Consider the following 23307-nt stretch of genomic DNA (forward strand, 5'->3'; position numbering starts at 1 on the left):
GCCAGGAGCACACCCACTCGGCCCTCATGCGATGCCCCGAACTCATCCGACGTCCATGTCTCGTCGTCCACCCCACACCTTTCTCACATCCACGGTCCGGACGTGTGCCGTTTCCGAGGACGACGATCCCGCACCCACGGCGGGGCAGGTGGAGAAAGTGGAGAAGTCCACCCTTAAGTTCGCCTGGCTCGCCTGGTCGTCGCCGCGGGTCGGGCGAAGACCAGCACCTGCAACCCTTCCCTACAGCCCAGACACACCAAAGATCAAGAACAATCCTGTCAGGAAGCGCCAGCTTCCTGAAGGGCGACCGGAACACCACGACGCATCGCTGCGAAATCGAGGATGGGGTGAGCGATGATCTCCCCCATCTCGTCGTGGAGGAGGTTCCCTACGATGAACTCCTCTGCGAGACCTGCCGCGAAGGTCACCACCTGGCCGTTGCTTTGGATCATGAAGTTCAGGAACTCTCGGTCAGTTGCTTCAGCGAAGATCACCTCTTTGTCCGGGTGAGCTGCCCTGATCCTGGCCATCCGGGACTCGATCTCCTCCGCTGCCACTGTCATCTCGTCTGACAGTGCACGCGAAGCACGCCTGCCCCACCACTGGAACACAACCCACTGCTGCACGGACTCATAGCCGAAGATGATTTCCGCTATGGCCTCGAGGTCATTGACGTTCTGGCGTGACGCGACCGTGTGGACCCGCACGCGCCGGAAACCGACGTCGTCACACATCTGCAGTGATTTTTTGAATCGGCTGGTCAGGTCACGGTCCGCGCTCCGGCGGAAGGCCCGTTGTACCTCATGTGTGCTGCCATCCATGGGAAGGCGGAGGGTCGACAGCCTGGTCAGCCGTTCCAGCTTCTCATGGGTCAGCGTGTAGCCGGTGGTGTCGAGGGCGACCTGGAGGCCCGTTCCAATGGCGTAGTCGACCGTGTCGAAGATCGGTTCCCAGAGCAACGGATCTCCGCCGGCAATGACCAAATCCGTGGTGCCGTGGCGGGCAAGCTTGTCCACGATCATCGTGGCTTGACCCAAGGTGATCTGATCGTCCACGAAAGGGTTGTAGCAACCGCGGCACGCCATAGGGCAACGGTTGTTAATCGACCAGTTGACTCGCTGGACCGTATAGTCACTGGGCCGCGCGCTGCTGGCGCGCGACAGCATGCCATCGAGCAGCTGGCGAAGACGGGCGACAGCCGCCGCGTCGGTGCCACTGCGCCGGCGAATACCAGCGAGCAGTTCGTCGGCCAGAGCGAGCCCTGAGGTGGTCGGCGCGTTCTGCATCGTGACGAACGCCAGCTGGTAGCGCAGTGACGGATCGTCCGGGCTATGCTTCAGAGCCTCCGACATTCTTGCAGCGAGCCTACTGAGATACGCCACATTGAAGTTTTGCGGCTCTAACCTCTTCTGGAAGTCATCGCGTATGTCCCCTGGTGCAAGGCTGCGGTCGTAATCGGGTCGAAGTGGATGCGGAGGAAGGATTTGAGGGATTTTCTCCGGCATGTGATCTCACCTTGGTCGACAGATCGGATCAGCCCGCGGTACCTGGTACGGCGGGTTCTGCGTTAGCTCGATAACGGGGCGCCGAGTCCGCTCAGGGGGAACCGGTCAGTTCCGCATCCAGGTCGCTTCACCCTCAATAGGCGTCGTTCGAGGGATCACGAAGCTGTCGTGAATCTCGTAAAGTGCTTTGACATTCAGCCGTCGGCCCGCGATGGTCTGCTCGCTGCGGAGGACGTTTAGTGTGACCAGGCTCTTGCGCTCGTAGTCTTCGATGGCGAGTGTCGCGAACCCGCGCGATTGCACACGGCCCACCGAGTAGTCAGTCCACAGGAGCATGGGGAAGTCCTGCTCACGCGGCAGTGGCTTCTCGTGGGCAGGCTCCGGCGCCGACCGGAAGTCGATGTCGAGGTCAGATAGCTGCAGCGTCAGGGGGTCTGCGCCCTCCGGTCGGCTCCGGAGGAGCTTGTTGAAGCCCATCAAATAGCCTCGGATGAGTGAGTACTCGTGGTCTACGTACGTGACCACAGGGAAGAGGTACTCCGTACCCCTGACAGTGACGGGGACCTTCAGCAGCGTTTCGACGAAATCCATCGAATGGTGTTCGGACACGGTCGAGCTGACACGTGAAGTGGTGACCAGGAAACGATTCACCTCAAGTTGGTCACGAACTTCGGCGGGTAGGCCGGGCTGGGCGAGGTAACGAAAGTCGACAGGGTCCGAAGACTCGAACACTGCTGTGCGTGCAGCGCAGGAGAATGTGTTGGGGAGAACTACGGACATCGGTCTTACGCCTTCCCTAGAAGTGCGGTCGGTTGCGCCATCAGTGATGACTGCTCGAAAGGAATGCCCTGGTTTTCCAGGAACGCCCTGCTGCGGACGGCCTCGAAGACTTCTGCACTGTCCCTGCCAGCTCTTATGCCCGCCAGGAACTCCTGAGAGGAAGGCAGGAGCTGCACGTTGTGCGCCGCGACAACACTCTGGAGCACGTCAAGGCACGCTGCCCGGATCTCGTCGTGCCCGGGCTCTGTTCCCAGAGCGGCGAGAGCTCCGGTGGATACGGGGGCGTCGCTAAGCAGGCGCTCGCTGGCGGCGCGCGCCTTCGCCAGGTTCTGGGCTGGCTTGGATGAGCCGGCCTTGGCCAAGTAGTAAGTGACAGGCTGCGCACGCCAGGGCAGCGGACTGCCTTGGACAACGGGCCCCTTATCCAGCCGGGTCTGCAAACCCAGCGCGTCGCAGACGAACGGGGAGGCGCTCATGCTGGTGACGTAGCCCGCGTGCCTGGTACGCAGGAAATGCCCAGACAGGGTGATAGCCGCCGTGCATGTCACCTGGAACCTGTCAGATATCTGCCGCAGCGCGGGCAGCAACTGCCGCCGGGCAGCCGCGACGTAAGCCCTGTCGTCGACCACAGGAATCAGGTCGACGTCTGAGTCCACTTCACCTTCACGCACCCGGAAGTCGCCTCGGGAAATAGAGCCTGATACAGCTACCGACATGTTCTCGGCCCGAGCAAATATGGCGTGCAGAAAAGGCCTGAGTTCATCTATTTCTGATATTTTCACGAATCTTTTCCCCCGTGACCGCGGTGTAATCCGCGGACCCTCCGTAAATTGATTCCGCATTGAGGAAAGTCTGATAGACCAAATTCACCAAGGAGTTAGACTCGCCCAATACTCCGCGGGCGTACCGAAGGTCCTTCAACATGTACTTCAGAGCGAAATCCGGGTCCCCGAAGTCTTGGTCAATCATTCGCTCGAGCTTGCTAGCGGCGACGAGCGACATCCAGCCGTCACCCGTAACGATGTCAGCGGCGACGCCGAAGTCCTCAGCTAGCTCGTCCTGCAGGGTAGGGATGAAGGCCGTGAGCGTGTGCAGCAGCGCAGCCCCCCACGCGTTGTAGACAAGTTTGAAGCGGGCCGGGTTGCCGGGCGCGCTGAAGTGGTACTTCTTCTTCACGAATGTGTCCAGGACCTGCGCGGCGCGCGGGTCGGGTTCGCTTTCGTACAGGAACGCGGACAGTGCGCCGTTCGCTGCTCCAACCTTGCTGCCGGTCACTGGGCACTCAACCGTGGAGCCGCCGTTGCGGCGTATGAGCTCGTGCCAGTCTTCGACCCACCCCGGGGTCAGGGTGGACATCTCGATACATACGATCCCGCGCCGGGCGACGGCCGCGAGCACCTCGGGGGTCGTCCAGAACTCCTTGCTCCGCCCGTCGCTCTCGAAGCATCCAAGAATCACATCGGGGGGCGCGTCCTGAAGCTCACTCGTCTTCTTCATCGTCACCCCCGGCGGCGGAGAATTCAGATGTCGACTCATCAAGAAGACTTCGCCACTGGCCTTTTGCACGATGTGCGGGATGACGCCGCGCGTCATCACGCCGTATCCCGCCACCAGGACATTGATCATTGCCTCATCACCTCTCGTACGACCCGTCCCATCGCGGTCAGGGCTTGGTTCAGCACGGGTTCGGGCAGTGCGAAATTGAGTCTCACGTACCCCGGGCCAGCGAACTCCGCCCCCTCGCACATGGCCACTGCGGCCCGTTCACGAAGGAGGGCGGCTGGCGTGTCCACGCCCAGACGAGTGCAGTCGAGCCAGGCCAGGTACGTGGATTCGGCAGGGCGATAATCCACGCCTGGCATGCTTCCGGCGACGGCGTCGGCCACCATGGCATTGTTACTACGGAGCCGCAACAGGGTTTTGGCAAGCCACTCGGATGCGGACTGGTCTTCATACGCGGCTATCAAGGCAGCCACTCCGAGTCGGGAGACGGAGCGCACGTAGAAGTCGGCGACGGTGTTCCACAGGGCTGCGTCGCTCGCCGATGTGAAGATGAGCTGGGCGCACTTGAGGCCTGCTATGTTCCACGCCTTCGAGGCGGAGGTCGCCGTGATGCTGTGGTTAGCGGCTGCCTCACTTACGCACGCGTAGGGCACGTGTCGGCGGGAGGTAAGCGCGAGGGGCGCGTGGATCTCGTCACTGAAGACGCGTGCACCGTGAGATTCGACGACCTTGGCGAGCGCCGCGAGCTCCTCGTGGGTGAAGGAGCGGCCGGTGGGGTTGTGCGGGTTGCAAAGGACGATCAGTCGGGCCCCCCTGGCCAGGGCGCGGTCGATTCCCTCAAGGTCCATGTGGTGGCCGCTCGGGCCGTAGGTACCGGGCACCTCGACGACCGGGTAGCCGAACTGCTGCGGAGTGGTGAGGAAGGGTGTGTAGGCGGGGGTGGGGACCACCACCGCCTCGCCCGCCGGGAGGTAGTGCCGCAGCACAGCTGCGAAGCCGCTCACCACATCGCTGACGAAGCCCACAGCCTCCGGGGCGACGTCGAGGCCGTAGCAGTCAGCCATCCGTCGGACCACCGCTTCGCGGCCCAACTGGATGCTGGTGGGGTCGTTGTACCCGAGGGTGCCGTTGCGTGTTTCCCTCAACAGGGCTTCCTGGATGGGCTCCGACACGCCGAGAGCCATTTCCGCCACCCATGCGCCGATGGCGCCCGGGTACTTCGTGGCCAACAGCGACCTGGTAGTCGCTGCCGGGAGATCCATACCGACTCGGGATATCTCAGGCAGGCTCACGGCGTGTCGGTCCCTCAGCCTTCCGTGCCGATAACAGAGTCACGCTTGTCGAACCAGGTCAGGGAGTCCCGGATGCCCTCCTCGATGGAACGCTCAGGACGCCAGTCGAGCAGGGAGGAAGCGCGCGTGCCGCGGGAGAAGGCGCCGGCGCTGTCACCGGGCCGCCGGTCCGTCTCGACCGAAGGCAGCCGCTGCCCGGTCACCTTGGCGAAGGCCTCGAGAAGCTCGAAGACCGTGGTACCGGTCCCGGTGCCCAGGTTGATGACCTTGTACGTCTCCGTGCCGCCCTCGGGAAAGACCGTTTCGAACCGGGTCAGGGCCTGGATGTGCGCCCGGGCGAGGTCCCAGACGTGCACGTAGTCACGGATGCCAGAGCCGTCACGGGTGGGCCAGTCCACGCCCGTGACCTGGAAGGTGTCACCGTTCTGGTAGGCCTCGATCATCTTGCCGAGAGCATGCGTGGGCCGGCGCACCTGCAAGCCGGTCCGCATCTTCGGGTCCGCACCGATCGGGTTGAAGTAGCGCAGCGAAATGATGTGCATGTCCCCGGTCGAACTGATGTCTTCGAGAGCGGTCTCGAAGAGCGCCTTCGTCCGCGCGTAGGGACTCAGCGGGGCCAGGGCGGAGTCCTCGTCGACAGCGAAGTCGTCGCCGGCCGCGTAGATGGACGCGGAAGAGCTGAAGATGAGGCGCCGGCAGCCGTTGCGAGCGAGATGGCCGAGGAACTGGATGCCCTTGGCCACGTTCTCGGTGTAGTAGCGGAGAGGTTCGGAAACCGACTCCGGCACGACGATGAGCGCCGCGCAGTCGATGGCCGTCTCAATCTCCGGGTGCTCCGAGAAGATGCGGTCGAGCAGTGCCCCGTCGGCGATGTCGCCCTCGTAGAAGGTGCGGTCCTCTGTGAATTCACGGCGGCCCGTCACGAGGTTGTCGAGGATGATGGGTTCCATACCGCCATCCGCACAGGCAGAGGCAATCGTACTGCCGATGAAACCGGCACCACCGGCGATAAGTACCTTCATTGGTGACTCCTATTCAGATCAGATCGACGTCGCCTGCTGCGACGGCTGTGACTGCGCGTCACAGCCTAGCGGTTGCCGGTCGATGGCTGCGTCGCCTGCGGCCTCATGCTCCGCCAACAGGCTCGTACAGGCACCAGACCATCGTCGGCCGAAAGATCTGGTGGACTTTGAGTGACTTTTGCTGCTGTACAACATCGAGAGAACCTATGCAACCGTCGGCCCGTCCTTCTGCAGCCATTTGCACAGCGATGGGCTTGGCGTTCACGTAAGCGTGTGAAGCAAGAGGAACAAAACGCTTCGCGAACGCCACTGTTGCGGGGTGAATGGCAAGCGTTCTCACCTCCTCCGGGCTTTCTGCCGAAGCCGGATTCGTGGCGACACACATCACCTTGGTGTTGCTTTCCCAGGTTGCAGTAAGACGCATCCTGCCGTGGTTCCGGAAATGCATGTCGACCCATGAGTCGACGACGTCATTTCCATCCCTTTCCAGGAAGCCGGCGGCCACCAGTACGTAGGCGCCCCCGTCCTGTCCGACCCGCATCGCTCCCTCGAATGAATCGGCCAGAAGGACGTTCTCGAAGTGCCGCTTCGCTTCGGCCTGCGCATCGGTTCCCGCTGGCCCGAGCGTTGCCACGAAGGAAGTGCGCTGCTTGACGGCAGGCGGCAGTCCTGCCAATACATGAGCCGACATTTCCCGGATCCCCCTCCGCAAGCCTATTCAATGTTTTTGGACCAGATGCCCAGCAGAATCCTCTGCCGGTTCCCGGCCAAGGCGTCGCATGGACGAGTCGGTCAAACTCACCAGCGTCGCGACAATAACTACCACCGCACTCACAGTGAGTGTGTTGTCAGCCCCGAACCAACTTGCCGCGCCAGCTGACAGGCCGAACCCCACCGGTCGCAGCAGAAACGATCCAAGGAAGTCAAAAGACGAAACTCTCGAAAGAGCCGATCCGTCGATGTGCTGCTGTAGCACTGCATCCCAGAGCGTATCCGGGAAGCTGATGGAAATACCACAGACAAACGAAGCTGCGAGAGTGAGCCAGAAGGGGGCATCCGAGCCCATGAAGAAGAATACCGGAGCCCCGCCCAGCATGATCAGCCGGCCTACCAGCAAAGGTTGGCTGGGTTTCCACAGCAGCGCAATCGAATTACCCGCCAATTGGCCGATCCCTAGGCCCGCGACCATAACGCCCCAAGCCATTGATCCGCCGCTTTGGCCAGCGAACGCGGCTGGCCCCAGTACCTGATAGCTGGAAAATGCCAGATTGAACACCATGCAGTAGAGGATCGTGCTCCATACCCATGAACGCTGGGATACTTCGCGCCATCCGGATATGAACTCCGCGCGGAAGTCAGATCTGTGCGAGGCCGCTTCGCGTGTCGGCAGCCTGAGCATTGCCAGGAAAAGCAGGCTTCCTCCAAACGTGATCCCGTCGATGATGAGGGCCCATCCCCCGCCCGTGACCGCCACGAGGCCGCCCGCAACGATGGGTCCGACTGTCCCCGTCAGGTTGCGAGTCAGAGAGAGTAGGGCGTTAGCCTCCTGGATCCGGTCGGGCGGGGCCGTGTCCGCAACTAGCCCGACCGATGCTGGCAGGAAAAACGCGGTCGCCGACCCGCACAGGGCCTGTAGCGCCATCATGGCCCACAGCGGCGACCACCCAGTCACGAGCAGAACACCGAACCCCGCTTGGGTCAACATGCGTACAGCGTCAGCAGTGATCATGACCCGCTGCCTCGGCAGCCGATCGGCCCATACCCCGCCCACGATCATGAGGACCACTTGCGGCACGGAGTAGGCCGCTAGCACCAGGCCGAGCTGCCCCGCTGAACCAGTCACGTGGAGCACACCAAAGGCGAGGGCCACGGGCGTGAGCGCACTGCCGACCATGGAGAGCGCGTTCGCGAGGAATTGGTTGCGGAAGGGGCGGTGCCGCAGCAACTCGACCGTAGCTCCCCTCGAGGGCCTACTCATCGGCCGCACCGCTCGCCGAGAAGAGTTCCTGCCCTGTGCACCTAAGGGCACCGGCAGGCGAGGCAAATTCGAAGACAAGCAGTCGCCGGCACTCGTCCAGCAGTGTCAGCATCGCGTCGTGTGACAACGCCCAGCCACTCAGCAGATCCAAATCGTGGGTGCGGGAATCCGACGGCAACTCGCTGCCAGGTCGCGCCAGCCGACGGTACCCGCTGACTCCGGCCATTCGGGTCACGGTGCGGGAACCATCCACCCCGAGGAATCTCACGGCCTGCGGGTGAGGCTGGCTCGTGTGCTGAAAATGGACGCCTTCCTGCGGGAGGTCCGGCAATTCCCACGCGGCACCGCAGGCCGCGAGAGTCACCAGTTCCACCATGTCGGTGGCCCAGACTCTGGAGTACAGCTCGTGGATGTACCCACCGATTCTGCCGTTGACCTCAATCACCCTGGGGCCCGCGGCGGTCAACTTGATCTCGGTGTGGAGGACACCCTGGGTCACGCCCAGTGCGGCCGCAGCTGCTTCCACCAGATCCAGAACGGCCCTCTCGTCGGCCGCATGCAGTCCGCTCGGGTAGAACTGCCCCGTCTCACGGAACGGAACGAGGAGAGGCAGCTTTCCGGTGACACCTAGGTGAACCATTCGCCCGTCGCAGACAATGCTCTCGACCGAGACGTAGTCGCCGAACGGCCCTGATGCACGTCCCACGAGGTACTCCTCTGCGATGAACTCGCGTCCCGGAACCAAGGTTCCGGTCAGGAGCTCCGTCACCAGTTGGGTACCGCGGGCAGCATCGGTCACCAGATGTGTGTCGCGGCTGCCCTCTCCTCGGCTCGGTTTGAGCACGAGCGGCAGGCCCACGTGTTCCAGTACGGACGGCCACTCAGACACGGTGGAGAACGGTTTTACTCGGAGGTCGTCGGCACCAGCGGCACGCAGCCGCTCACGCTGGACGGTCTTGTCGCGAAGACCGATGACGGTGTCCGGGGTGTGGAAACGGAGAGACAGACGCTCGGCAATCCTCGCCGCCAGCGGCAACATGTGTTCGCTGAACGTCACGATTCCGTCGGGTGCGAAAGCCGCTACGCGACGGGTAAGTGCCTCCTCGTCTTCGTCGATCAGAACGAGGCTGCCCGCGTTCTCGAGCAGGTAGGCAATCGAGTCCACGTAGTCCGACTGCTCGCCGACGAAGAGCACTTCGTCGCACCATTCGACCCCGACTAGGAGATCACCGGGTGTGACGGCCGAACGTGCCACCACGACGGCCAGCCGGGTCACAGGAGCTCACCGAGCTGATCGGAAACAGCCTGCGCGACCCGCTCGCTGTCGAGGAACTGCGGTCGCAGCTCATCCCCAATCTGAATGCGTGCCGCTGACGGCCATCCCTCCGCAGGGGCGCTCCAGACATCGTGGCTGGTCACGACACGCACATCAGACGGGACGCACGGCGGCGCTGCGTCGGCAGCGGACAGGACATAGGCCAGCCAGGCACCGTACCGGGCTCCCAGCTCCTCGGTCAGGATCTCGGCCTCCACGACGGACAGCCCATTGGCTACTGCGGCGGCCACCAGGTCTCGCTGCAAGACAGCTCTGATCTGATCCATTGCCACGCCTGAGTCGCTGTCCAACCCGAAGTCTTCTGCCGTTGAAGGTGCGCCGATGCTTTGCCGGATCTCGGTTAGTTCCTCATGGACTAGCAGACGGTCCGGGAAGCCCGGCGCGATCAGCTGGACCGGAACCGTCCGGTCTGCGGCAGCTAGCTCCTCCGCGATGGCCAGTGCCAGCGGAGCCGCACTGCAATAGCCCACGAGGAGGGCAGGCGACTGCTCCAGCTCGCACAGCAGCTCCGTATAGGCGCGAGCAAGTTCCTGAAGGGAGAGCCAAGCTGTGGTAACGCTCAGGTCCGCTACCGGGTCGACCTTCAGCACAGGACGGTCCTCGATCAGCGAACCGAGCAGCTCCGAGACGGTCTTCTCACCGGTGAACTTGCTGAAATCGACGACCACCACAGGAGCGTCGTCGCCGGAGCTGAGCGCGCTCAAGCTGACCAGCGGTCGGGATGTGTCGGCAACGTTCATCGCTGTCCTTCGCTCTGTGCACGTGTGACGAGCTGGGCGACCATGCGCAAGGTCGGCATGGCAGCGATCACTCGAAGGGGGATGCTGACCCTGAAGTTCGTACGAAGCTTCGCGATCAACCGGACCATCAACAGGGAATCGCCACCGAGTGCGAAAAAGTTGTCCTCGGGGCCGACGTGGTCGACACCGAGCAACTCCTTCCAGGTGTCCGCGACCCTCTGCTCCATGTCACCCAGCTCCTCCGGGGAGGGGGCAGACGCGGGGGCTCCTGCGGGTACGGGATCCCCAATGCCGCTGCCACTCTCCTCAAGCGGCACCGGGAGGCGCGCCGCTGCGGACTCCTGGACACTGAGAGCATCAAGCCAGAGTCGGCGGCGCTCGAACGGATAGCCGGGCAGTGGCGTACGGCGGCCGTCGTCCTCGGTCCGGAGGGCTGGCCAGTCGATTTGCGCCCCCGCGGTCCACGCCTCACCCGCAGTCTGGAGGAGGGCGCGCAGTGCATCACCCGGGTCTTCCCGGCCCGGCAGCGTGGCGATGGCCGTCACCGACTTGGTGCCGGCGATTTGCCGTACCAGGTGAGCCAGTGCGTGACCCGGCCCGACCTCGATCAGCAAGGGGTTGCGCATGGCGACCAGCTGCGTGGCCGCTTCACCGAAACGCACAGTGTCGCGCAGGTGCCGTACCCAGTAGTCCGCGCTGAAACCAGAGGTTTGGTCCATCCGAGCACCAGTGAGTGTAGAAATCACCGGCGTCCGCAGCGGGAGGTACTCGATTTCTGCGGCGGCCCGCCGCATTCCCTCCATCGCGGGGTCCATGGCACAGGAGTGCGCGGCGAAAGGGATGGGCAGTCTGCGGTGTTTCACCTTCCGCGCCGTGAGCTCTGTTTCGAAGACGGCGATGTTCTCGGGAAGCCCTGATACGACCAGGGAGCTGGGAGTATTGATCGCGGCGACGGAGACCCCGGGCGTCAGGAGCGACGTCACCATCGCAGTGTCGGCGAGTACGGCTGTCATCGCCCCGAAGCCGAATTCGTTCATCAGCCGAGCTCGGGCAACCACGAGCTTCAGGGTGTCGGGCAGCGACATCGCCCCGGCGACTCTTGCCGCTACGTACTCGCCCGCACTGTGCCCAACCAGGACCTTCGGCTCGAGGCCCCAGGATCGCAGCAACTCGGCGAGCGCGTACTGGACCGAGAACAGAACTGGCTGGGTGATCAGAGAGTCGTCCAGGCGTTGCTGCACGCTCGCCACATCGTCGGGGACCTTGCAGACGAGTCGGCGGATGTCCAGGCTCAGGGCGGGCAGAAGCCGTTCCGCGCACTCATCCATCACATCGCGGAACACCGGGAAGGCACGGTAGGCACTCGCCGCCATCCCGGGCCACTGGCTGCCCTGCCCGCTGAACATGAAGCCGACGGACGTGGAACGTCGCGCGAGTCGGGCCGGCGTCGCGGTCAGTTCCCGCCGGAACTCGTCCTTGCTTGACGCTACGACCGCAGCACGGAAGGGAAGCGCTCGACGCCCTTCCTGCAGCGTGAAGGCCACATCGGCGAGATTCAGTTCAGGATTGTCCGTGACGGCTCGCCGAAGCCGGGCCATCGCCTCGTGGGCTGCGATGTCCGTACGCCCGCTGACCGGGAAGAGACGCGGTGTCGAGAGGTCGCGAGGGCGCGGTGCGGGAACAGGGGCCTCTTCAAGTACGACGTGGGCGTTGGTCCCTCCGAGGCCGAACGCGCTCACCCCGGCACGTCGGGGGCCTTCCTGGGCAGGCCAGCTCCGGAGCACATCGTTGATGTAGAACGGGCTGTTTTCCAACTTCAGGTCGGGGTTCGGCTCGGTCACGTTGATAGAAGGCGGCAGCTGCCCATGGCTGAGTGCCAACACCGCCTTGATCAACCCTGCCACTCCGGCAGCACTGTCCACATGCCCGATGTTCGGCTTCAGGGTTCCCAGTGCGCAGAAGCCTGTTCGTTCGGTGTCGTGCCGGAAGGCCTCTCGCAGTGCCTCGACTTCGATGGAATCGCCGATCTCCGTGGCCGTGCCATGGGTCTCGACATAGCTGACCGTATCCGCGGAGACGCCTGCAGCCGCGAAGGCGGACCGAATGGCCGCTGCCTGACCGTCGACGCTGGGTGCCGTGTACCCCACCTTGCGTGAACCGTCGTTGTTGATCGCGCTGCCTCGAATGACGGCGTGGATCACGTCCGCGTCGCGCAGCGCGGCGTCGAGCCGCTTCAGCACGACGACCGCGACACCGTTGCCGAATACCGTGCCAGCCGCCGCGTTGTCGAAGGCACGGCACTCGCCGTCCGGGGACGCGATGTCGTGGGGGCTGAAAAGGTATCCCGAGTTCTGCGGGAAGAAGATCGAGGAGCCGCCCGCGAGCATGATGTCTGCCTCACCACGCAGCAGGCTCTGCACGGCCATGTGCACGGTGACCAGCGACGTAGAACACGAGGTCTGCATCGTGATGGCAGGGCCGTGGAGGTCGAGCCTATGCGCCGTCCGGGTGGCAACATGATCCTTCTCGGACGCAACCAGCAGCGCGGTCTCTCCGAGGGCGTTCACAATGTCGATGTTCGGAAGGACGTGGCGGATCAGATAGGTGTTGCTGCCGGTTCCGGCGAAGACCCCCACCCGGCATCCTTCGGCCTGCCGGCCGTAGCCCGCGGATTCCAGGGCCTCGTAGGCACACTCGAGGAACTTCCGCTGCTGGGGATCCGTGATCTGGGCTTCGCGTGCGGAGAGGCCGAACAGTTCTGCGTCGAACTCCTCTGCCCCTGCGAGGACTCCCCGCACGGGCACATAGTCCAGGTGACTGTAATCGGACTCGGGGACCCCGGCTTCGGCCAACTGCTCAGTGGTGAATCGGGTTGTGCTCTTGGTCCCCGAGGCGACGTTCCGCCAGAACTCCTCGGGCGTGTTCGCGCCGGGCACACGCAGACTCATGCCAATCACCGCGACACCGCTGTTTGCTGTGTCGGCGTCGTGGCGGCCCTGTTCCGTGGCGTCAGTCATGATGCGTCACCGCTGCGGAGATGTTCCGCCAGTCCTTCGATCGTCGGGAATTTGAAGATGTCGACCACGCGTATGGCGTGGCTAGGCAGCGCCGCCTGCAGTGAGGTGTGGACGGACGCTGCGGTCAGCGAGTCGCCGCCCACATCGAAGAAAGCCTCGTCGTACTCGAAGTCAGTGGTCCCCAGAACGGTGGCCCACACGCCGGCGATCAGCTCCTCGAAGTCGACAGGGCTCTGCCCCATGCTGTGTGTCGCGTCTGGAATGGCAGGCACGGCCGCGCTTGTGCCCCCAGTGGGCTCGCTGTCGCCGAAGAGCTTCTCGGTATCGACCTTGCCGTTGGCGGTGATCGGGAAGGTACCTACCACGACGAACCGGCTGGGGATCATCGGCTCCGGCAGTTGGCCTCTAAGGTGCGCGCGCAGGCCTTCCGCCAGCTCGTGGCCCGCTGTCGAGGTCACGGCCGCGACCATCTGCTTGTGCCCCGATGGATCCGTCCGTACGGCCGCCACAGCGTCCTGAACGGCCGCGTGAGTACGCAGGCAGCCTTCGATCTCGCCGAGTTCGACACGGAAGCCGCGCACCTTGACCTGGCGGTCGTTGCGGCCGAGGAAGTGCAGGCGGCCGCGTTCGTCGCGCCGTACGAGGTCACCCGTTCGGTAGAAGCGTTCGGAACTCCCGGGAAGAGTGACGAAGGCCCGCGCCGTCGCCACAGGGTCATTGTGGTAGTCAAGCGCCAAACCCGAGCCGCCCACGAGGAGCTCGCCCGGCTCTCCGGCCGCAGCCGGCTGGCCGTCAGCGTCGACAACCATCACGGTGGTGCCAGCCACGGCTCGTCCGATGGGGAGCGGGTCTTCGACCTCCGCAGCGGACAGGACACTGTGCGTGCAGGAGAAGGTGGTGTTCTCGGTGGGTCCGTATCCGTTGGTGATCCTCAGTCCCGCGTGAGCCATGAGCATCCTGCGGACGTGGTCGGCTGGCACTACGTCCCCGCCGGTGACGAGCTGCCGTAGCCGGGAGAAGGCGTGCGGGGCGTCGTCAGCGACGAGTCTGAAAAGTCCAGCGGTGAGCCAGGCGACCGTTACCTCGCGCTCGTCTAGGAAAGAGGCCAGCTCTACCGGGGCGACGGGACCGTCGGGAAATACCTCCAGGGCCGTGCCGGTGGCGAGCGGGCAGAAGATCTCCAGCGTCGAGGCGTCGAAGGCGAGTGGTGCGAGCCGCAGGAAACGCTCGGCGGGCCCGCAGAGCAGGTACGAGGCACCGAGGGCCAGTCGGACCACAGCGCGGTGCGGAATGCGGACAGCCTTCGGCACACCGGTGGAACCAGAGGTGAAGGCGATGTAGGCGGGGCTGTCCGGTGTCAGGTTCACCGTGGCCGTAAAGGGCTGCGGCTGCTCCGACGGATGGTAGGGATCCACCCGAAGACAGCCGCCAGGGGTCAGCCGGGAGATACGTTCCGCAGCTCCCCCAGAAACGCCGTCGCCAATGACAGCGCGCGGTTCTACACGACTCAGCAACGAGACCAGGCGGGCGTCGGGCGTCGTGTGGTCGATCGCCGTATAGACGGCTCCGGCTCTGAGGACACCGAGGACGGCCACGATCTCAGCAGTCGACCGAGGGAGCGCCAGGGCCACGACGTCACCCTCCACAACGCCGCTCGCTCGCAGCCTCGCCGCCTGCGAGTCGACGGCCAAGGATAGGTGGGCGTAGTCCAGTGTGGCGTCGTCAGCCCTCACCGCTAGGCCTGTGGCGTGCTGGGCAAACACCGGGCCGAGGAGTTCCCAAATAGTGCTGTCGCCCTCCATCGCTGGTCCGCTGTGCGATCCGGGAAGGCTTGCCACGTCCTGCTGGGTCAACATGCCGTGCCCTCGTTCTCCTGCAGCCACTTCTCCACGCCTTCGAGGACCGGCGGGTGTGCCGTCAGGGATGTGTCCAGCTCTGGCAAGTTCACCTGCCGGAACCGGGTGCAGCCCAGCTCGGACCAGTCCAGGACGCCCGGGGCGGCAGGGGTCTGGGGGGCGAGGTCCAGGCGGTCGGGCAGGGAATATAGGAGCACTGGCAAGCCAACCGCTTGCGGCCGATAATCGACGACGATCCGCCAGAGCGAGGCGTAGACGTTCAGTCGCCGTTGGAAGGCTGCGGCGTCCTCCTCAAGGAGATCACGCCCAGACTCCTTGAAGCGGGCAAACAACGTTTCCGGAGTCAGGGGGCCGTTGTTCGGCTCGTCAATCCCGGCGCCCGCCATGAGCTGCGCCAGACGCTGCCCAACGATCTCGCCGTGGGGCAGATCGGGTGCGGCCAGGGAGGAGTCGAGCAGCGTAACGCTCAGAACCTCCCAGCCAAGCCCGGTCAGCACCTCGGCAAGGTGGTAGGCAAACACACCGCCGAAGCAGTAGCCCGCCAGGTGAACTCGGCGGGGTATCCCCGCAGCCGAGAGCACGTCGACGAAGTGGGCACTGAGTTCGGTCATGGACTCGACGGAGTCTTCTCCCGAGCACAGCCCAGGAGCGCGCAAGCCGTACACCGGCCGGTCAAATCCGCTGCCAGCAAAGGCTCCCAGGCCAACGAGGCTTCCGCCGCCGCCAGGCAGCAGGACAAGCGGCGCACCGTCGCCATCGGCCTTCATGGTGACCAGCCCCCGGGCGCCTGCGGTGTCCTTCGACCGGAGGAACTCAGCCTGCGTACGCACGCTGGCACGCTCGAACATCTCGTGCAGCGGGACTTCCTTGCCAAGTGCCACACGCAATCCGCTGGCAACCCGAGCTGCCTTGAAAGAGTCTCCTCCGAGGCTGAAGAAGTTGTCGTCGATGGAGACCGGCGGAGCGCCGAGAACCTTCTCCCACTGTGCTGCAACCAGCACCTCGATCGTGTCACGACCAATACTCACAGAATTCCCCCAAAATTACGCAGCGCCACCATCGAGCAAGCCGGTGGCGATAATTCTGCAGAGCCGTTCCCTGTTCCCGCGGGAGCGCAGATAAAAATGCCCTCCGGTGAACTCGAAAACTCGGCAGTCCCCGCTTGTGTGCCGACCCCAGCCCCCGAGGAGAGGCGGCGCCTGATAGTCATCCACTGGCGCCATGACGTCGATGGCAAGCGCCAGCGGTTCTAGCTGCACAAATACGTACGTCTCCAGGGCCTCATAGTCGGCGCGGACGTACTCGACCACTACGTTCCCCAGTTCCTCGTCTTCGAGGAACTCGCGAGGAATAGCGTCGAACCGCCTGGAAAGCTCGTGCAGTAGCTCCAGTCCAGGAAGCATATGCAACGCCGGCGCTGCTGGAATCCCGTCCGGTGGCGGGAAGGCGGACACGCCGAGCCACCTGGGCATGCGCATCCCCCGAGCGCGGATCACGCGACACACTTCGTACGCCAGCAAAGCCCCAAAGCTGTGCCCGAAGAAGCCGTACGGAAGGTCATCTGAGATGGCGGACGCAATCTCTTCCGCCATTTCTTTAACGTTCGCGATCGAGGGTTCTCCGAACCGCGCACCGCGCCCAGGTAGCTGCACCGCCACGAACTCGACCGAGCGGGCAGGATCGTCCCACCCTGAAAACTCGGCAGAAGAGCCTCCGGCATGCGCACATAGGTAGACCCTCGCAAGGGCTTCTGGCCTTGCTGGTGAAACCCTCAGGAGCATCATGCAGTACACGTTTCATTCGTAGAATCGTTTACGAGCTGACCGATTCCAATAACGCAAGCTTTATGAACGCAGTATGAACCAATGATCAACTGGCGGCGATGCTAACAATGGCCTGATCTTGAGTCAACGATGTTTCAACACTAAAATTCGAGGGCAACTTGTCCGTTATATCTGCACATGAGACGCTTTAGCCGCTGTCCGATAAGCGGAGGAGCGGGTCTGTTAATCGGAGTGTTTGGACATTACGCGCACTGCGATGTGAGATAGGACACGAGTAACCCGGCCGCGTAACGGCGGAACTCAGCAACTGTTCGTTCTCGAGCAGGACCTGGAGGTCGGCTGCAGCCAACTGCGGCAGCAGAACCCTGCCCGAAAGCCGGAACGTCCTCTACTTCCACATCCAGGCGCAGCCGCTGGAACCTGAGCGGATGTCTGTAGACGCCGCCGCGGTCGATGGACCGGTCGACGCTGATCTCCGCCACCAAGCCCGGGCTGACCAGGGTCGCGTCGCCAGGGCGTCGCGGGATATCCATGAGGCCGCCAAGCGGACGCCCCCCAGAGGTGTCCGCTTGGCGGCCGTCAGCGGTCGCTCTGGACACGGCGCGCACCTGAGTGGCCATGCGGCGCCGTACGGCCGATGATGTGGCGGGCCTTGGAGTCCTGGGACAACGAGTGCGTATCGGCCGCAACGAAGTAGCGCAGCCGGCCGCTCCGGGGTTCACGCCGCGGGGCCGCCGTCTCCGGCCCCGCGGCGCCCCTACGCAGCGGGCAGCCGCATCGCGATCCTGGCCTGCATCTCCAGCCCGGCCCGCTGTACGTCCTCATCGGCGCCGTCGAGCTGGGCGAGGAGCCGCACGAGGGCCTCAGCCTCACCGCGAGTCAGTAGCGGCAGCCGGTCACCGGGCTGATTCATCAAGTCGTCGAAATCCATGCCCGGGTAACGCTCACACCAGGGAGCGGTCACGCCTCGCCGTAGCCGGTGGCGTACCCCTGCGGCTCAGCCGCAGGGGTACGGCCATGCGCGCAGTCTCTTCCCCGCCCTCCCCACCGGCACCGGCCGCGCGAAAACGGGTGGGGCAGCAGATCGCGGCCTCTCGCGGGCAGCCACACCGGTGGTCGGCCGCAGAGTACGTTCGGACGTACGGGGTGCGGCCCTGGCCACGGGGCCGCGACGGGGGCTGCACCCCGACAGGGCTTGCCGACCGTGGAGATGCCCACGGCTTGAGCCGGTCCCTCCTGCGGGTGGACCCGGGTCCGGCGGCGAACCGCGTCGGTTCCACCGCCGTCGCAGGGCTCACGAAGCATTGACGAGCAGCACACCACGGAGTCTGGCCTGGTGGTCCTGGACATCACCGTCGGGGACGAGGACAGTGCATCGGCTTCACCCAGCTGGTCGACGCCACGGGCCGGGCCGGTGTACTGGGGGCCCGGCAGCTGGGGGTGCGGCGGGTCCACGACGTCTTCCGAAACGTCGCCGTGTGGGGCTACTGGCGCGGCGCTACTGCGCTGCCGCAGGCCCCGGAAGGCTCGATCGGCGTGTTCTCACTGCCCGACCATGGCTGGCTGTGGGCCATCCCGCTCCACGATGGGACCCTCAGCGTCGGCCTGGTCACCGACAAACGCTCCTTCCAGCAGGCCCGCGACACCCTTGGTTCCATAGACGCTGTCTACGAGGAAGCACTCGGCCGGTGCCCGCTGCTGAGGCGGATCCTCCAAGGGGCGCGCCAGGACTCCGCGCTGAAGACCGAAAGCGACTACTCCTACACCGCCGAAGCGTTCTGCGGACCGGGCTGGTACCTCGCCGGCGACGCCGCCTGCTTCCTGGACCCGCTGCTGTCCACCGGCGTGCACCTGGCCATGTACAGCGGGCTGCTCTCCGCTGCCGCGATCACCGCCGTCCTGCGCGGCGAAGTCGACCTGCTTGGCCGGGTCGACTGCTATGCCCTCATAGGTCGCGGTGGTGCGACCGAGGATGTCGCTGACGGTGGTGGCGCTCTTGCCCCGGGCGTCGGGCCCGCGATGTCCCCGGATGCGGCGGAGCCGGCGGCAGCGCGGCCAGTTCCCCAACAGGCTCTTCGAACAGCTCCGGGGGCAGAGCTGTGGTGGCCGCGCGCCGCTCGCGGTGGCTGCGCAGTCCGCGGCCAACCTGCTGTTTATCTCGCCCGCGCTGCCCGGCCGTAACCTGACCGCCGCCCGCACCCACCGCATCACCCGGCTCTGCGAACGCCAGGGCGTTCCCGTCCTCGCCGACCGACCGCGCCTGCATCCGAGCCGGCCCCTGGGTGACCACACCGAACAGACGGCTCCCGAACCTAGACCTCACCGCAACCCCGCGAACGATCAACCGGGTCCTGTCAGCAGCGCGAGCACCAGTCGAGAGACGCATCGCGCGACTGAAGTCCTGGCGAAACGCCCGCAGAGCCCGCTGCAGCCATAACGGCATGACCGTCATCGCAGCAGCCGTCCTCAGCCTGGGGTGTCAGCGCTGTGAAGGCTCACTGGCTGCTGCGGATGTCGTCGATCCGCTTCGCCAATTCCCGCGTCTGCTCGTTCAACTGCGCCTGCGCCTGCTTCTGCTCCTCGTCGCCCCGGGCCTTGAACGCCGGGCTGAAGTGCGGCCGGAGCTGCGTCCACCAGCCGTAGTCCAGCATCGCCCACGCCTGCGGGCACAGCGGGGCCCGGGTTTTGGGGAGACGGCCGCTGTCGACGAGGGACCGCTGGTATTTTTGCGGGTCGCTGCCGTACAGGTAGCACAGGAAGTTGTAGGCCCGCTGCTGGGTGACGGGGTGGTCGCTCGACATACTCTCCAGGGTCGGCGTTCCCTCCTTGCGGGCGATCTCGTCGAAGAGGATCGCGGCGGCCAGCGATGGCCCCGGCCCGACCTCGTCGACGGTGTAGAAGGACGCGAAGCCGTCGGCCGCGTCCTCTTCGAGGCCGAGGTTGGCCAGCAGCAGCTGGCGCTGCAGCGCATGGCCCATCTCGTGGCCGAAGATGAACTCGGTGGACAGCACGGTCAGATCGTCGGTGTTGTACTCCGACGCCGGGAACGGGTCGGGCCGCTCGACGGTCTTCACGACGTCGGCGAAGGCCTTCTTGATCTCGGCCAGGAACGACGGCGGGACGAAGACGGTCCTGCCGTCGGGTTGGGTGACGGCGTCGGTGACACCGCGTGGGACGTCGCCGGTGACCTTCACGACCAGATCGTGCGGGAGGGTGAGCGTTCTGTTCACCCAGTCCGCTGTCCGCTCCAGCACCCGGGCCTTCTGGATCAGGGCCACGACCTCCCGGTCCTGCGGTGCGACCGTGCCGGTCTCGTAGACGACCGTGACCCGCCCGGAGCGCGCCGGCTGTGGGTGGGGCCCTGCCCCGGGCTCCTGCCCGCGGTCTGTCGCCCCGCCACCGCATCCGGCTACGACGGCCCAGGCGAGAGCCAGCACGCCCGAGACCACGACGACGCGGGCCCTCCTTGAGCGACCGGCGGTGTTCGGCATCCTGATCAGCTCCCGTCGTGGGCTTGTCCCGCACCGATTCTGCGGCCACCGAAAGGCCACTGCCCGCCGGGCAGCCCGTTCGGGCGAGTACCCCGCCCACCGCCCGACGTCTGCCGACCACGCCTCCCACGGCGCGCGGTGGCCAGTGGCGGCTCGCTTCTTGGCCCATGGCGGCCGTCACGGTGACGCAGACGTCCTTGCCGACGGTTCTACCGTCAGTGTTGTCGTCAGGGTGACCCTCCTCCTTCTTCCGGGGTTTCTGGGGTTGAACGGGAGAGATCCTTACGGGAGGGCGGGAGCAAGGCATGCGACATGGCCTGCTGCGCCGTGCGAGCGAAGCATCGTGCGACTGAAGTCCTGGCGAATCTTCCACAGAGCCCGCTGCAGCCCCATCCGCATGTCGGTCATCGCCGTGCTCAACGAGTGTGCGGCGTCCGCACTCGGCGTTCCGGCTGGTGAACCGGCGAACCCGCAGCTGGAGTACGGCGCTTCGTCCGCCACTGGAGCGTCAGCAGGAAGCCGCAGGTAGGAGCCGTGAACCTGATCGGACCACCTCCCGCATCCCGGACATGAGGCACCCCCGGCGGTGCATCGCGCATCAACGCGCGCTGTCGCGATGTTCACCTCCACCGGTTCTGGCTCAGGTTCCGTGCAGTCGCCACGGTGAGTGACCGCTGGGCTTTCCCGAGCGGCATGCGAAGCCGCCCGAAAATGGATGGTGGTCAGGGCCGCTGGGCGGACAGTCCGGGCCGTGGAAGAGGTCGTGCTCCGGCTAAAGGAGCTGCTGTTCCCGGCGGTCGCGGACATCGCGGTGCTGTCGGTGGACGTGGAGATGGAGAAAGTGCGCCTTGATACGCAATGCACCACGGCCGGCGCCGCCTGCCCGGGCTGCGGAGCCTGCTCGACCCGGGTTCACAGCTCCTACCCTCGGTTTTACGCACTGATCGGACAGCCCGAGACCCTGGCCATCCTCGAGCGGATGGAGACCGTTCCGATGCTCCTACGTGGGCTGTGGGAGCAGGAGCTGGAGACCTTCCTGGACGACCTCGAGTTCGCGTGGGGGCCGCACATCCGGCTCAGCCGGTGAACGGCGGGGCCGCTGCCGCGCGTAGGCTGCTGGACATGGGTGCTGCGAAACGGCAGATGGAGCTGGAGTTCGACCGAGGGTGGTCCTCCAGCGGGGAGCACGTGTGCGCACGGTGCCTCAACGAGCCAGCTCTCCAGAGGGTGATCTCTGATTCCGCCCAGGACGACGAGCAGTGCAGCTTCTGCGGTCACAGCCCTGCCGCCGAGCTGGACGTTCTCACCGGGGCGTTCGTCAAAGGGTTGAGGACCGAGTACGCCAATGCGGATGACGAGGGAGTCCCCTACGTCAGTGCCGAAGGCGGCTACCAGGTCGCCGCTACCTGGGACACCTGGGACTTGGTCGGGGAGTACTACGACGCATTCGCCAACGAGAGAGTCTTCGAGGCGGTCCGTGGTTCGATCGGCGAACAGATGTGGACTGAAGTCGGGTGGCAGCTCCTGCGTTACAACGAGCAGCTCAGCTCCAGCTGGCAGAGCTTCTGTGAACAGATCCAGCACAAGACCCGATACGTCTTCTGGCTCCGCCGCGACGACGCGGACCAGGAGGAGGAGCGCTGGGGAGACATCCCCGCGGGACGCATCCTTGATCAGATCGGTCGCCACATCCTGGACTTCGACCTGGTCCGAGAGCTTCCCGCAGGCACTGCGCTGTGGCGTGCTCGCGAGGTCCGGGACAGTGAGGTGTCGGCAGCATCCGGCTGGGGTGCCGCCGACCTCGGCACCGCGCCCCGGCAGTTCGCACGGACTTCCAACCGGATGAGCCCGGCCGGAATCCCGATGTTCTATGGCTCGTTCGATCAGGACACTGCGGTGCAGGAGGTAACACGCGGCGAGCGACGACGGCTGGCGGCAGGCGCCTTCCAGCTCTCCCGCAGTTGCATGGTGGTCGACTTCACCCGGCTACCCGACATTCCGTCGATGTTCGACCTCGAGCACGGTCACCAGCGGCGCACCCTGCTGTTTCTGCATCAGTTCATTGAGCAGATGGCCAAGCCAGTTCGTGACGGCTACGACCAGATCGACTACGTGCCGACCCAGGTGGTCGCGGAGTTCCTGCTCAAGGTCTTCAATCCGGACAACCCCGCTCAGGGACTGCTCTACACATCATCGTTGAACGGGCAGCCCTGCGCGGTGTTCGATCTCGACAGCAGCCGCTGTGTGGAGCAGGAAGCGGGGTGGGATGCTCGGCCAAAGCCGTGTCTGGGGCTCATTCCCGGATCCGTACGGGTGATCGAGGCCAACGGCTGACAAGCACGGCGCCTGGGGCAGGAGCAACAGCGCGCATCACGGGACGTGAGGGGGGCGTCGTGAGATCAGCCGTCAGTACAGGCGCACGGAATCCGGACCAGCCGGTCGTCAGAACCTTGGTCGCTCCCGCGCCGGGAGTCTTCTGCTGGCTGTTGTGGCGTGAGCTGTGCGGCAACCGCCATGGTGTCGAGGCATTGGGGGTGATGCGGCGTCCTGGTACGTCAGTGTTCGGCCCGTCACGGCGGCGTACTGGGGGCGGGTGATGCGCTTGGATACGAATGAGGTATTGCTCGATCCGGGCTCGGCGCCGGCCGCGGTTGCGTCGTGGGCGCCGATGCCGATCGCGTCGCGGCTCGCCGAGGCCGCCCGCCGCGTGGAGGTGCTCCGGCCGTTCGACGGCCAGCGCGCCGCAGGCATCCGCAAGCAGATTTCAACGCTCCAGGCCTTGGTGGGGCGGGGAGAGTGCGAGCAGCGGCAGCGGGCGGCGTGGCGGACCTTGAAGGCCGAGATCGCGACGTTCCAGGACCTGCACTGTGCGGGCGCGGCGTCGCCCGGTTGACCGGTGTGGGATCGGGGGCCGGGTCTGCGTGGGCTGCTGGCAGTCGTGCGCGGACCCGCCGTCCGTGCTTGAGTGCTTGCCGGTTTACCGGGGTGCGGGCCAGGCGAGGT

20 protein-coding genes and 2 pseudogenes are annotated in these 23307 nt (G+C 65.1%); 6 read left to right on the top strand and 16 right to left on the bottom strand.

From position 1 onward, the window contains the following. Positions 1-278 precede the first annotated feature (278 nt). The 15 genes from AB0D44_RS25650 to AB0D44_RS25720 all read right to left on the bottom strand — a co-directional run bounded on the left by AB0D44_RS25650 (position 279) and on the right by AB0D44_RS25720 (position 17744). Positions 279-1505: a radical SAM protein gene (locus AB0D44_RS25650; RefSeq protein WP_362595082.1), complete on the bottom strand. Its 1227-nt coding sequence runs from the start codon at positions 1503-1505 to the stop codon at positions 279-281. Between the two features lie 105 nt (positions 1506-1610). Beyond that, the gene (locus tag AB0D44_RS25655; protein WP_362595084.1) at positions 1611-2096 is read right to left on the bottom strand and encodes a hypothetical protein; all 486 of its coding nucleotides are present in this window, start codon (positions 2094-2096) and stop codon (positions 1611-1613) included. A 194-nt stretch (positions 2097-2290) separates the two neighbouring features. Continuing rightward, positions 2291-2941 (bottom strand): hypothetical protein, encoded by a 651-nt coding sequence (locus AB0D44_RS25660; protein WP_362595086.1) that lies wholly within the window; start codon positions 2939-2941, stop codon positions 2291-2293. Between the two features lie 103 nt (positions 2942-3044). Beyond that, the gene (locus AB0D44_RS25665; protein ID WP_362595087.1) at positions 3045-3911 is read right to left on the bottom strand and encodes an NAD(P)-binding domain-containing protein; all 867 of its coding nucleotides are present in this window, start codon (positions 3909-3911) and stop codon (positions 3045-3047) included. Next, positions 3908-5080 carry an aminotransferase class I/II-fold pyridoxal phosphate-dependent enzyme gene (locus AB0D44_RS25670; protein WP_362595089.1) on the bottom strand — a complete coding sequence of 391 codons (1173 nt, stop codon included), beginning with the start codon at positions 5078-5080 and terminating at the stop codon, positions 3908-3910. The genes AB0D44_RS25665 and AB0D44_RS25670 overlap by 4 nt, the downstream gene beginning before the upstream one ends. 14 nt (positions 5081-5094) lie before the next feature. Then, positions 5095-6102: a UDP-glucose 4-epimerase GalE gene (galE, locus tag AB0D44_RS25675; RefSeq protein WP_362595091.1), complete on the bottom strand. Its 1008-nt coding sequence runs from the start codon at positions 6100-6102 to the stop codon at positions 5095-5097. Positions 6103-6205: 103 nt separating this feature from the next. Beyond that, the gene (locus AB0D44_RS25680) at positions 6206-6793 is read right to left on the bottom strand and encodes a hypothetical protein (RefSeq protein ID WP_362595093.1); all 588 of its coding nucleotides are present in this window, start codon (positions 6791-6793) and stop codon (positions 6206-6208) included. 27 nt (positions 6794-6820) lie between these two features. Further along, positions 6821-8047, bottom strand: coding sequence for an MFS transporter (locus AB0D44_RS25685; protein WP_362595095.1), 1227 nt, complete (start codon positions 8045-8047; stop codon positions 6821-6823). A gap of 25 nt (positions 8048-8072) precedes the next feature. Next, positions 8073-9356 carry an ATP-grasp domain-containing protein gene (locus AB0D44_RS25690; RefSeq protein WP_362595097.1) on the bottom strand — a complete coding sequence of 428 codons (1284 nt, stop codon included), beginning with the start codon at positions 9354-9356 and terminating at the stop codon, positions 8073-8075. Continuing rightward, positions 9353-10156 carry a hypothetical protein gene (locus AB0D44_RS25695; RefSeq protein ID WP_362595098.1) on the bottom strand — a complete coding sequence of 268 codons (804 nt, stop codon included), beginning with the start codon at positions 10154-10156 and terminating at the stop codon, positions 9353-9355. The genes AB0D44_RS25690 and AB0D44_RS25695 overlap by 4 nt, the downstream gene beginning before the upstream one ends. Further along, positions 10153-13173 carry a beta-ketoacyl synthase N-terminal-like domain-containing protein gene (locus AB0D44_RS25700; RefSeq protein WP_362595100.1) on the bottom strand — a complete coding sequence of 1007 codons (3021 nt, stop codon included), beginning with the start codon at positions 13171-13173 and terminating at the stop codon, positions 10153-10155. The genes AB0D44_RS25695 and AB0D44_RS25700 overlap by 4 nt, the downstream gene beginning before the upstream one ends. Next, positions 13170-15029: a non-ribosomal peptide synthetase gene (locus tag AB0D44_RS25705; RefSeq protein ID WP_362595102.1), complete on the bottom strand. Its 1860-nt coding sequence runs from the start codon at positions 15027-15029 to the stop codon at positions 13170-13172. Before AB0D44_RS25705 ends, AB0D44_RS25700 begins: the two co-directional genes overlap by 4 nt. Further along, a complete protein-coding gene (locus AB0D44_RS25710) occupies positions 15023-16057 on the bottom strand; it encodes an alpha/beta fold hydrolase (RefSeq protein WP_362595104.1) in 1035 nt (344 codons plus the stop codon). Before AB0D44_RS25710 ends, AB0D44_RS25705 begins: the two co-directional genes overlap by 7 nt. 15 nt (positions 16058-16072) lie before the next feature. Further along, entirely contained in the window at positions 16073-16813 is a 741-nt protein-coding gene (locus AB0D44_RS25715) for an alpha/beta fold hydrolase (protein ID WP_362595154.1), read from the bottom strand. Positions 16814-17570: 757 nt separating this feature from the next. Then, complete coding sequence (locus AB0D44_RS25720) at positions 17571-17744, bottom strand: hypothetical protein (RefSeq protein ID WP_362595106.1); 174 nt, start codon at positions 17742-17744, stop codon at positions 17571-17573. 443 nt (positions 17745-18187) lie between these two features. Here AB0D44_RS25720 and AB0D44_RS25725 point away from each other — a divergent pair, with 443 nt between their 5' ends. Continuing rightward, positions 18188-18994, top strand: a complete 807-nt coding sequence (locus AB0D44_RS25725; protein ID WP_362595156.1) for a tryptophan 7-halogenase — start codon at positions 18188-18190, stop codon at positions 18992-18994. Further along, a pseudogene (locus tag AB0D44_RS25730) lies at positions 18960-19299 on the top strand (transposase family protein); the annotation flags it as partial. The gene AB0D44_RS25725 and the pseudogene AB0D44_RS25730, both read left to right, overlap by 35 nt. A gap of 9 nt (positions 19300-19308) precedes the next feature. Here the strand turns inward: AB0D44_RS25730 and AB0D44_RS25735 are convergent. Further along, positions 19309-20304, bottom strand: coding sequence for a DUF4344 domain-containing metallopeptidase (locus AB0D44_RS25735; RefSeq protein WP_362595108.1), 996 nt, complete (start codon positions 20302-20304; stop codon positions 19309-19311). A 322-nt stretch (positions 20305-20626) separates the two neighbouring features. Between AB0D44_RS25735 and AB0D44_RS25740 the strand changes: the two are divergent. The 4 genes and pseudogenes from AB0D44_RS25740 to AB0D44_RS25755 all read left to right on the top strand — a co-directional run. Then, a pseudogene (locus AB0D44_RS25740) lies at positions 20627-20722 on the top strand (IS5/IS1182 family transposase); the annotation flags it as partial. A gap of 333 nt (positions 20723-21055) precedes the next feature. Continuing rightward, a complete protein-coding gene (locus AB0D44_RS25745; protein ID WP_362595110.1) occupies positions 21056-21391 on the top strand; it encodes a hypothetical protein in 336 nt (111 codons plus the stop codon). A gap of 35 nt (positions 21392-21426) precedes the next feature. Further along, a complete protein-coding gene (locus AB0D44_RS25750; RefSeq protein ID WP_362595112.1) occupies positions 21427-22638 on the top strand; it encodes a HEPN-associated N-terminal domain-containing protein in 1212 nt (403 codons plus the stop codon). 268 nt (positions 22639-22906) lie between these two features. Then, positions 22907-23197, top strand: a complete 291-nt coding sequence (locus tag AB0D44_RS25755) for a hypothetical protein (RefSeq protein WP_362595114.1) — start codon at positions 22907-22909, stop codon at positions 23195-23197. The last annotated feature ends 110 nt before the right edge of the window (positions 23198-23307 follow it).

Source organism: Streptomyces sp. NPDC048349 (assembly GCF_040651925.1).
Taxonomy (GTDB): domain Bacteria; phylum Actinomycetota; class Actinomycetes; order Streptomycetales; family Streptomycetaceae; genus Streptomyces.

Bases quoted from the DNA above. Each gene is read 5' to 3' on its own strand.
- AB0D44_RS25735 (WP_362595108.1), bottom strand. From the start codon at position 20,304: ATGCCGAACACCGCCGGTCGCTCAAGGAGGGCCCGCGTCGTCGTGGTC.
- AB0D44_RS25680 (WP_362595093.1), bottom strand. From the start codon at position 6,793: ATGTCGGCTCATGTATTGGCAGGACTGCCGCCTGCCGTCAAGCAGCGC.
- AB0D44_RS25655 (WP_362595084.1), bottom strand. From the start codon at position 2,096: ATGGATTTCGTCGAAACGCTGCTGAAGGTCCCCGTCACTGTCAGGGGT.
- AB0D44_RS25700 (WP_362595100.1), bottom strand. From the start codon at position 13,173: ATGACTGACGCCACGGAACAGGGCCGCCACGACGCCGACACAGCAAAC.
- AB0D44_RS25720 (WP_362595106.1), bottom strand. From the start codon at position 17,744: ATGGATTTCGACGACTTGATGAATCAGCCCGGTGACCGGCTGCCGCTA.
- AB0D44_RS25695 (WP_362595098.1), bottom strand. From the start codon at position 10,156: ATGAACGTTGCCGACACATCCCGACCGCTGGTCAGCTTGAGCGCGCTC.
- galE (WP_362595091.1), bottom strand. From the start codon at position 6,102: ATGAAGGTACTTATCGCCGGTGGTGCCGGTTTCATCGGCAGTACGATT.
- AB0D44_RS25715 (WP_362595154.1), bottom strand. From the start codon at position 16,813: ATGATGCTCCTGAGGGTTTCACCAGCAAGGCCAGAAGCCCTTGCGAGG.
- AB0D44_RS25705 (WP_362595102.1), bottom strand. From the start codon at position 15,029: ATGTTGACCCAGCAGGACGTGGCAAGCCTTCCCGGATCGCACAGCGGA.
- AB0D44_RS25650 (WP_362595082.1), bottom strand. From the start codon at position 1,505: ATGCCGGAGAAAATCCCTCAAATCCTTCCTCCGCATCCACTTCGACCC.
- AB0D44_RS25665 (WP_362595087.1), bottom strand. From the start codon at position 3,911: ATGATCAATGTCCTGGTGGCGGGATACGGCGTGATGACGCGCGGCGTC.
- AB0D44_RS25750 (WP_362595112.1), top strand. From the start codon at position 21,427: ATGGGTGCTGCGAAACGGCAGATGGAGCTGGAGTTCGACCGAGGGTGG.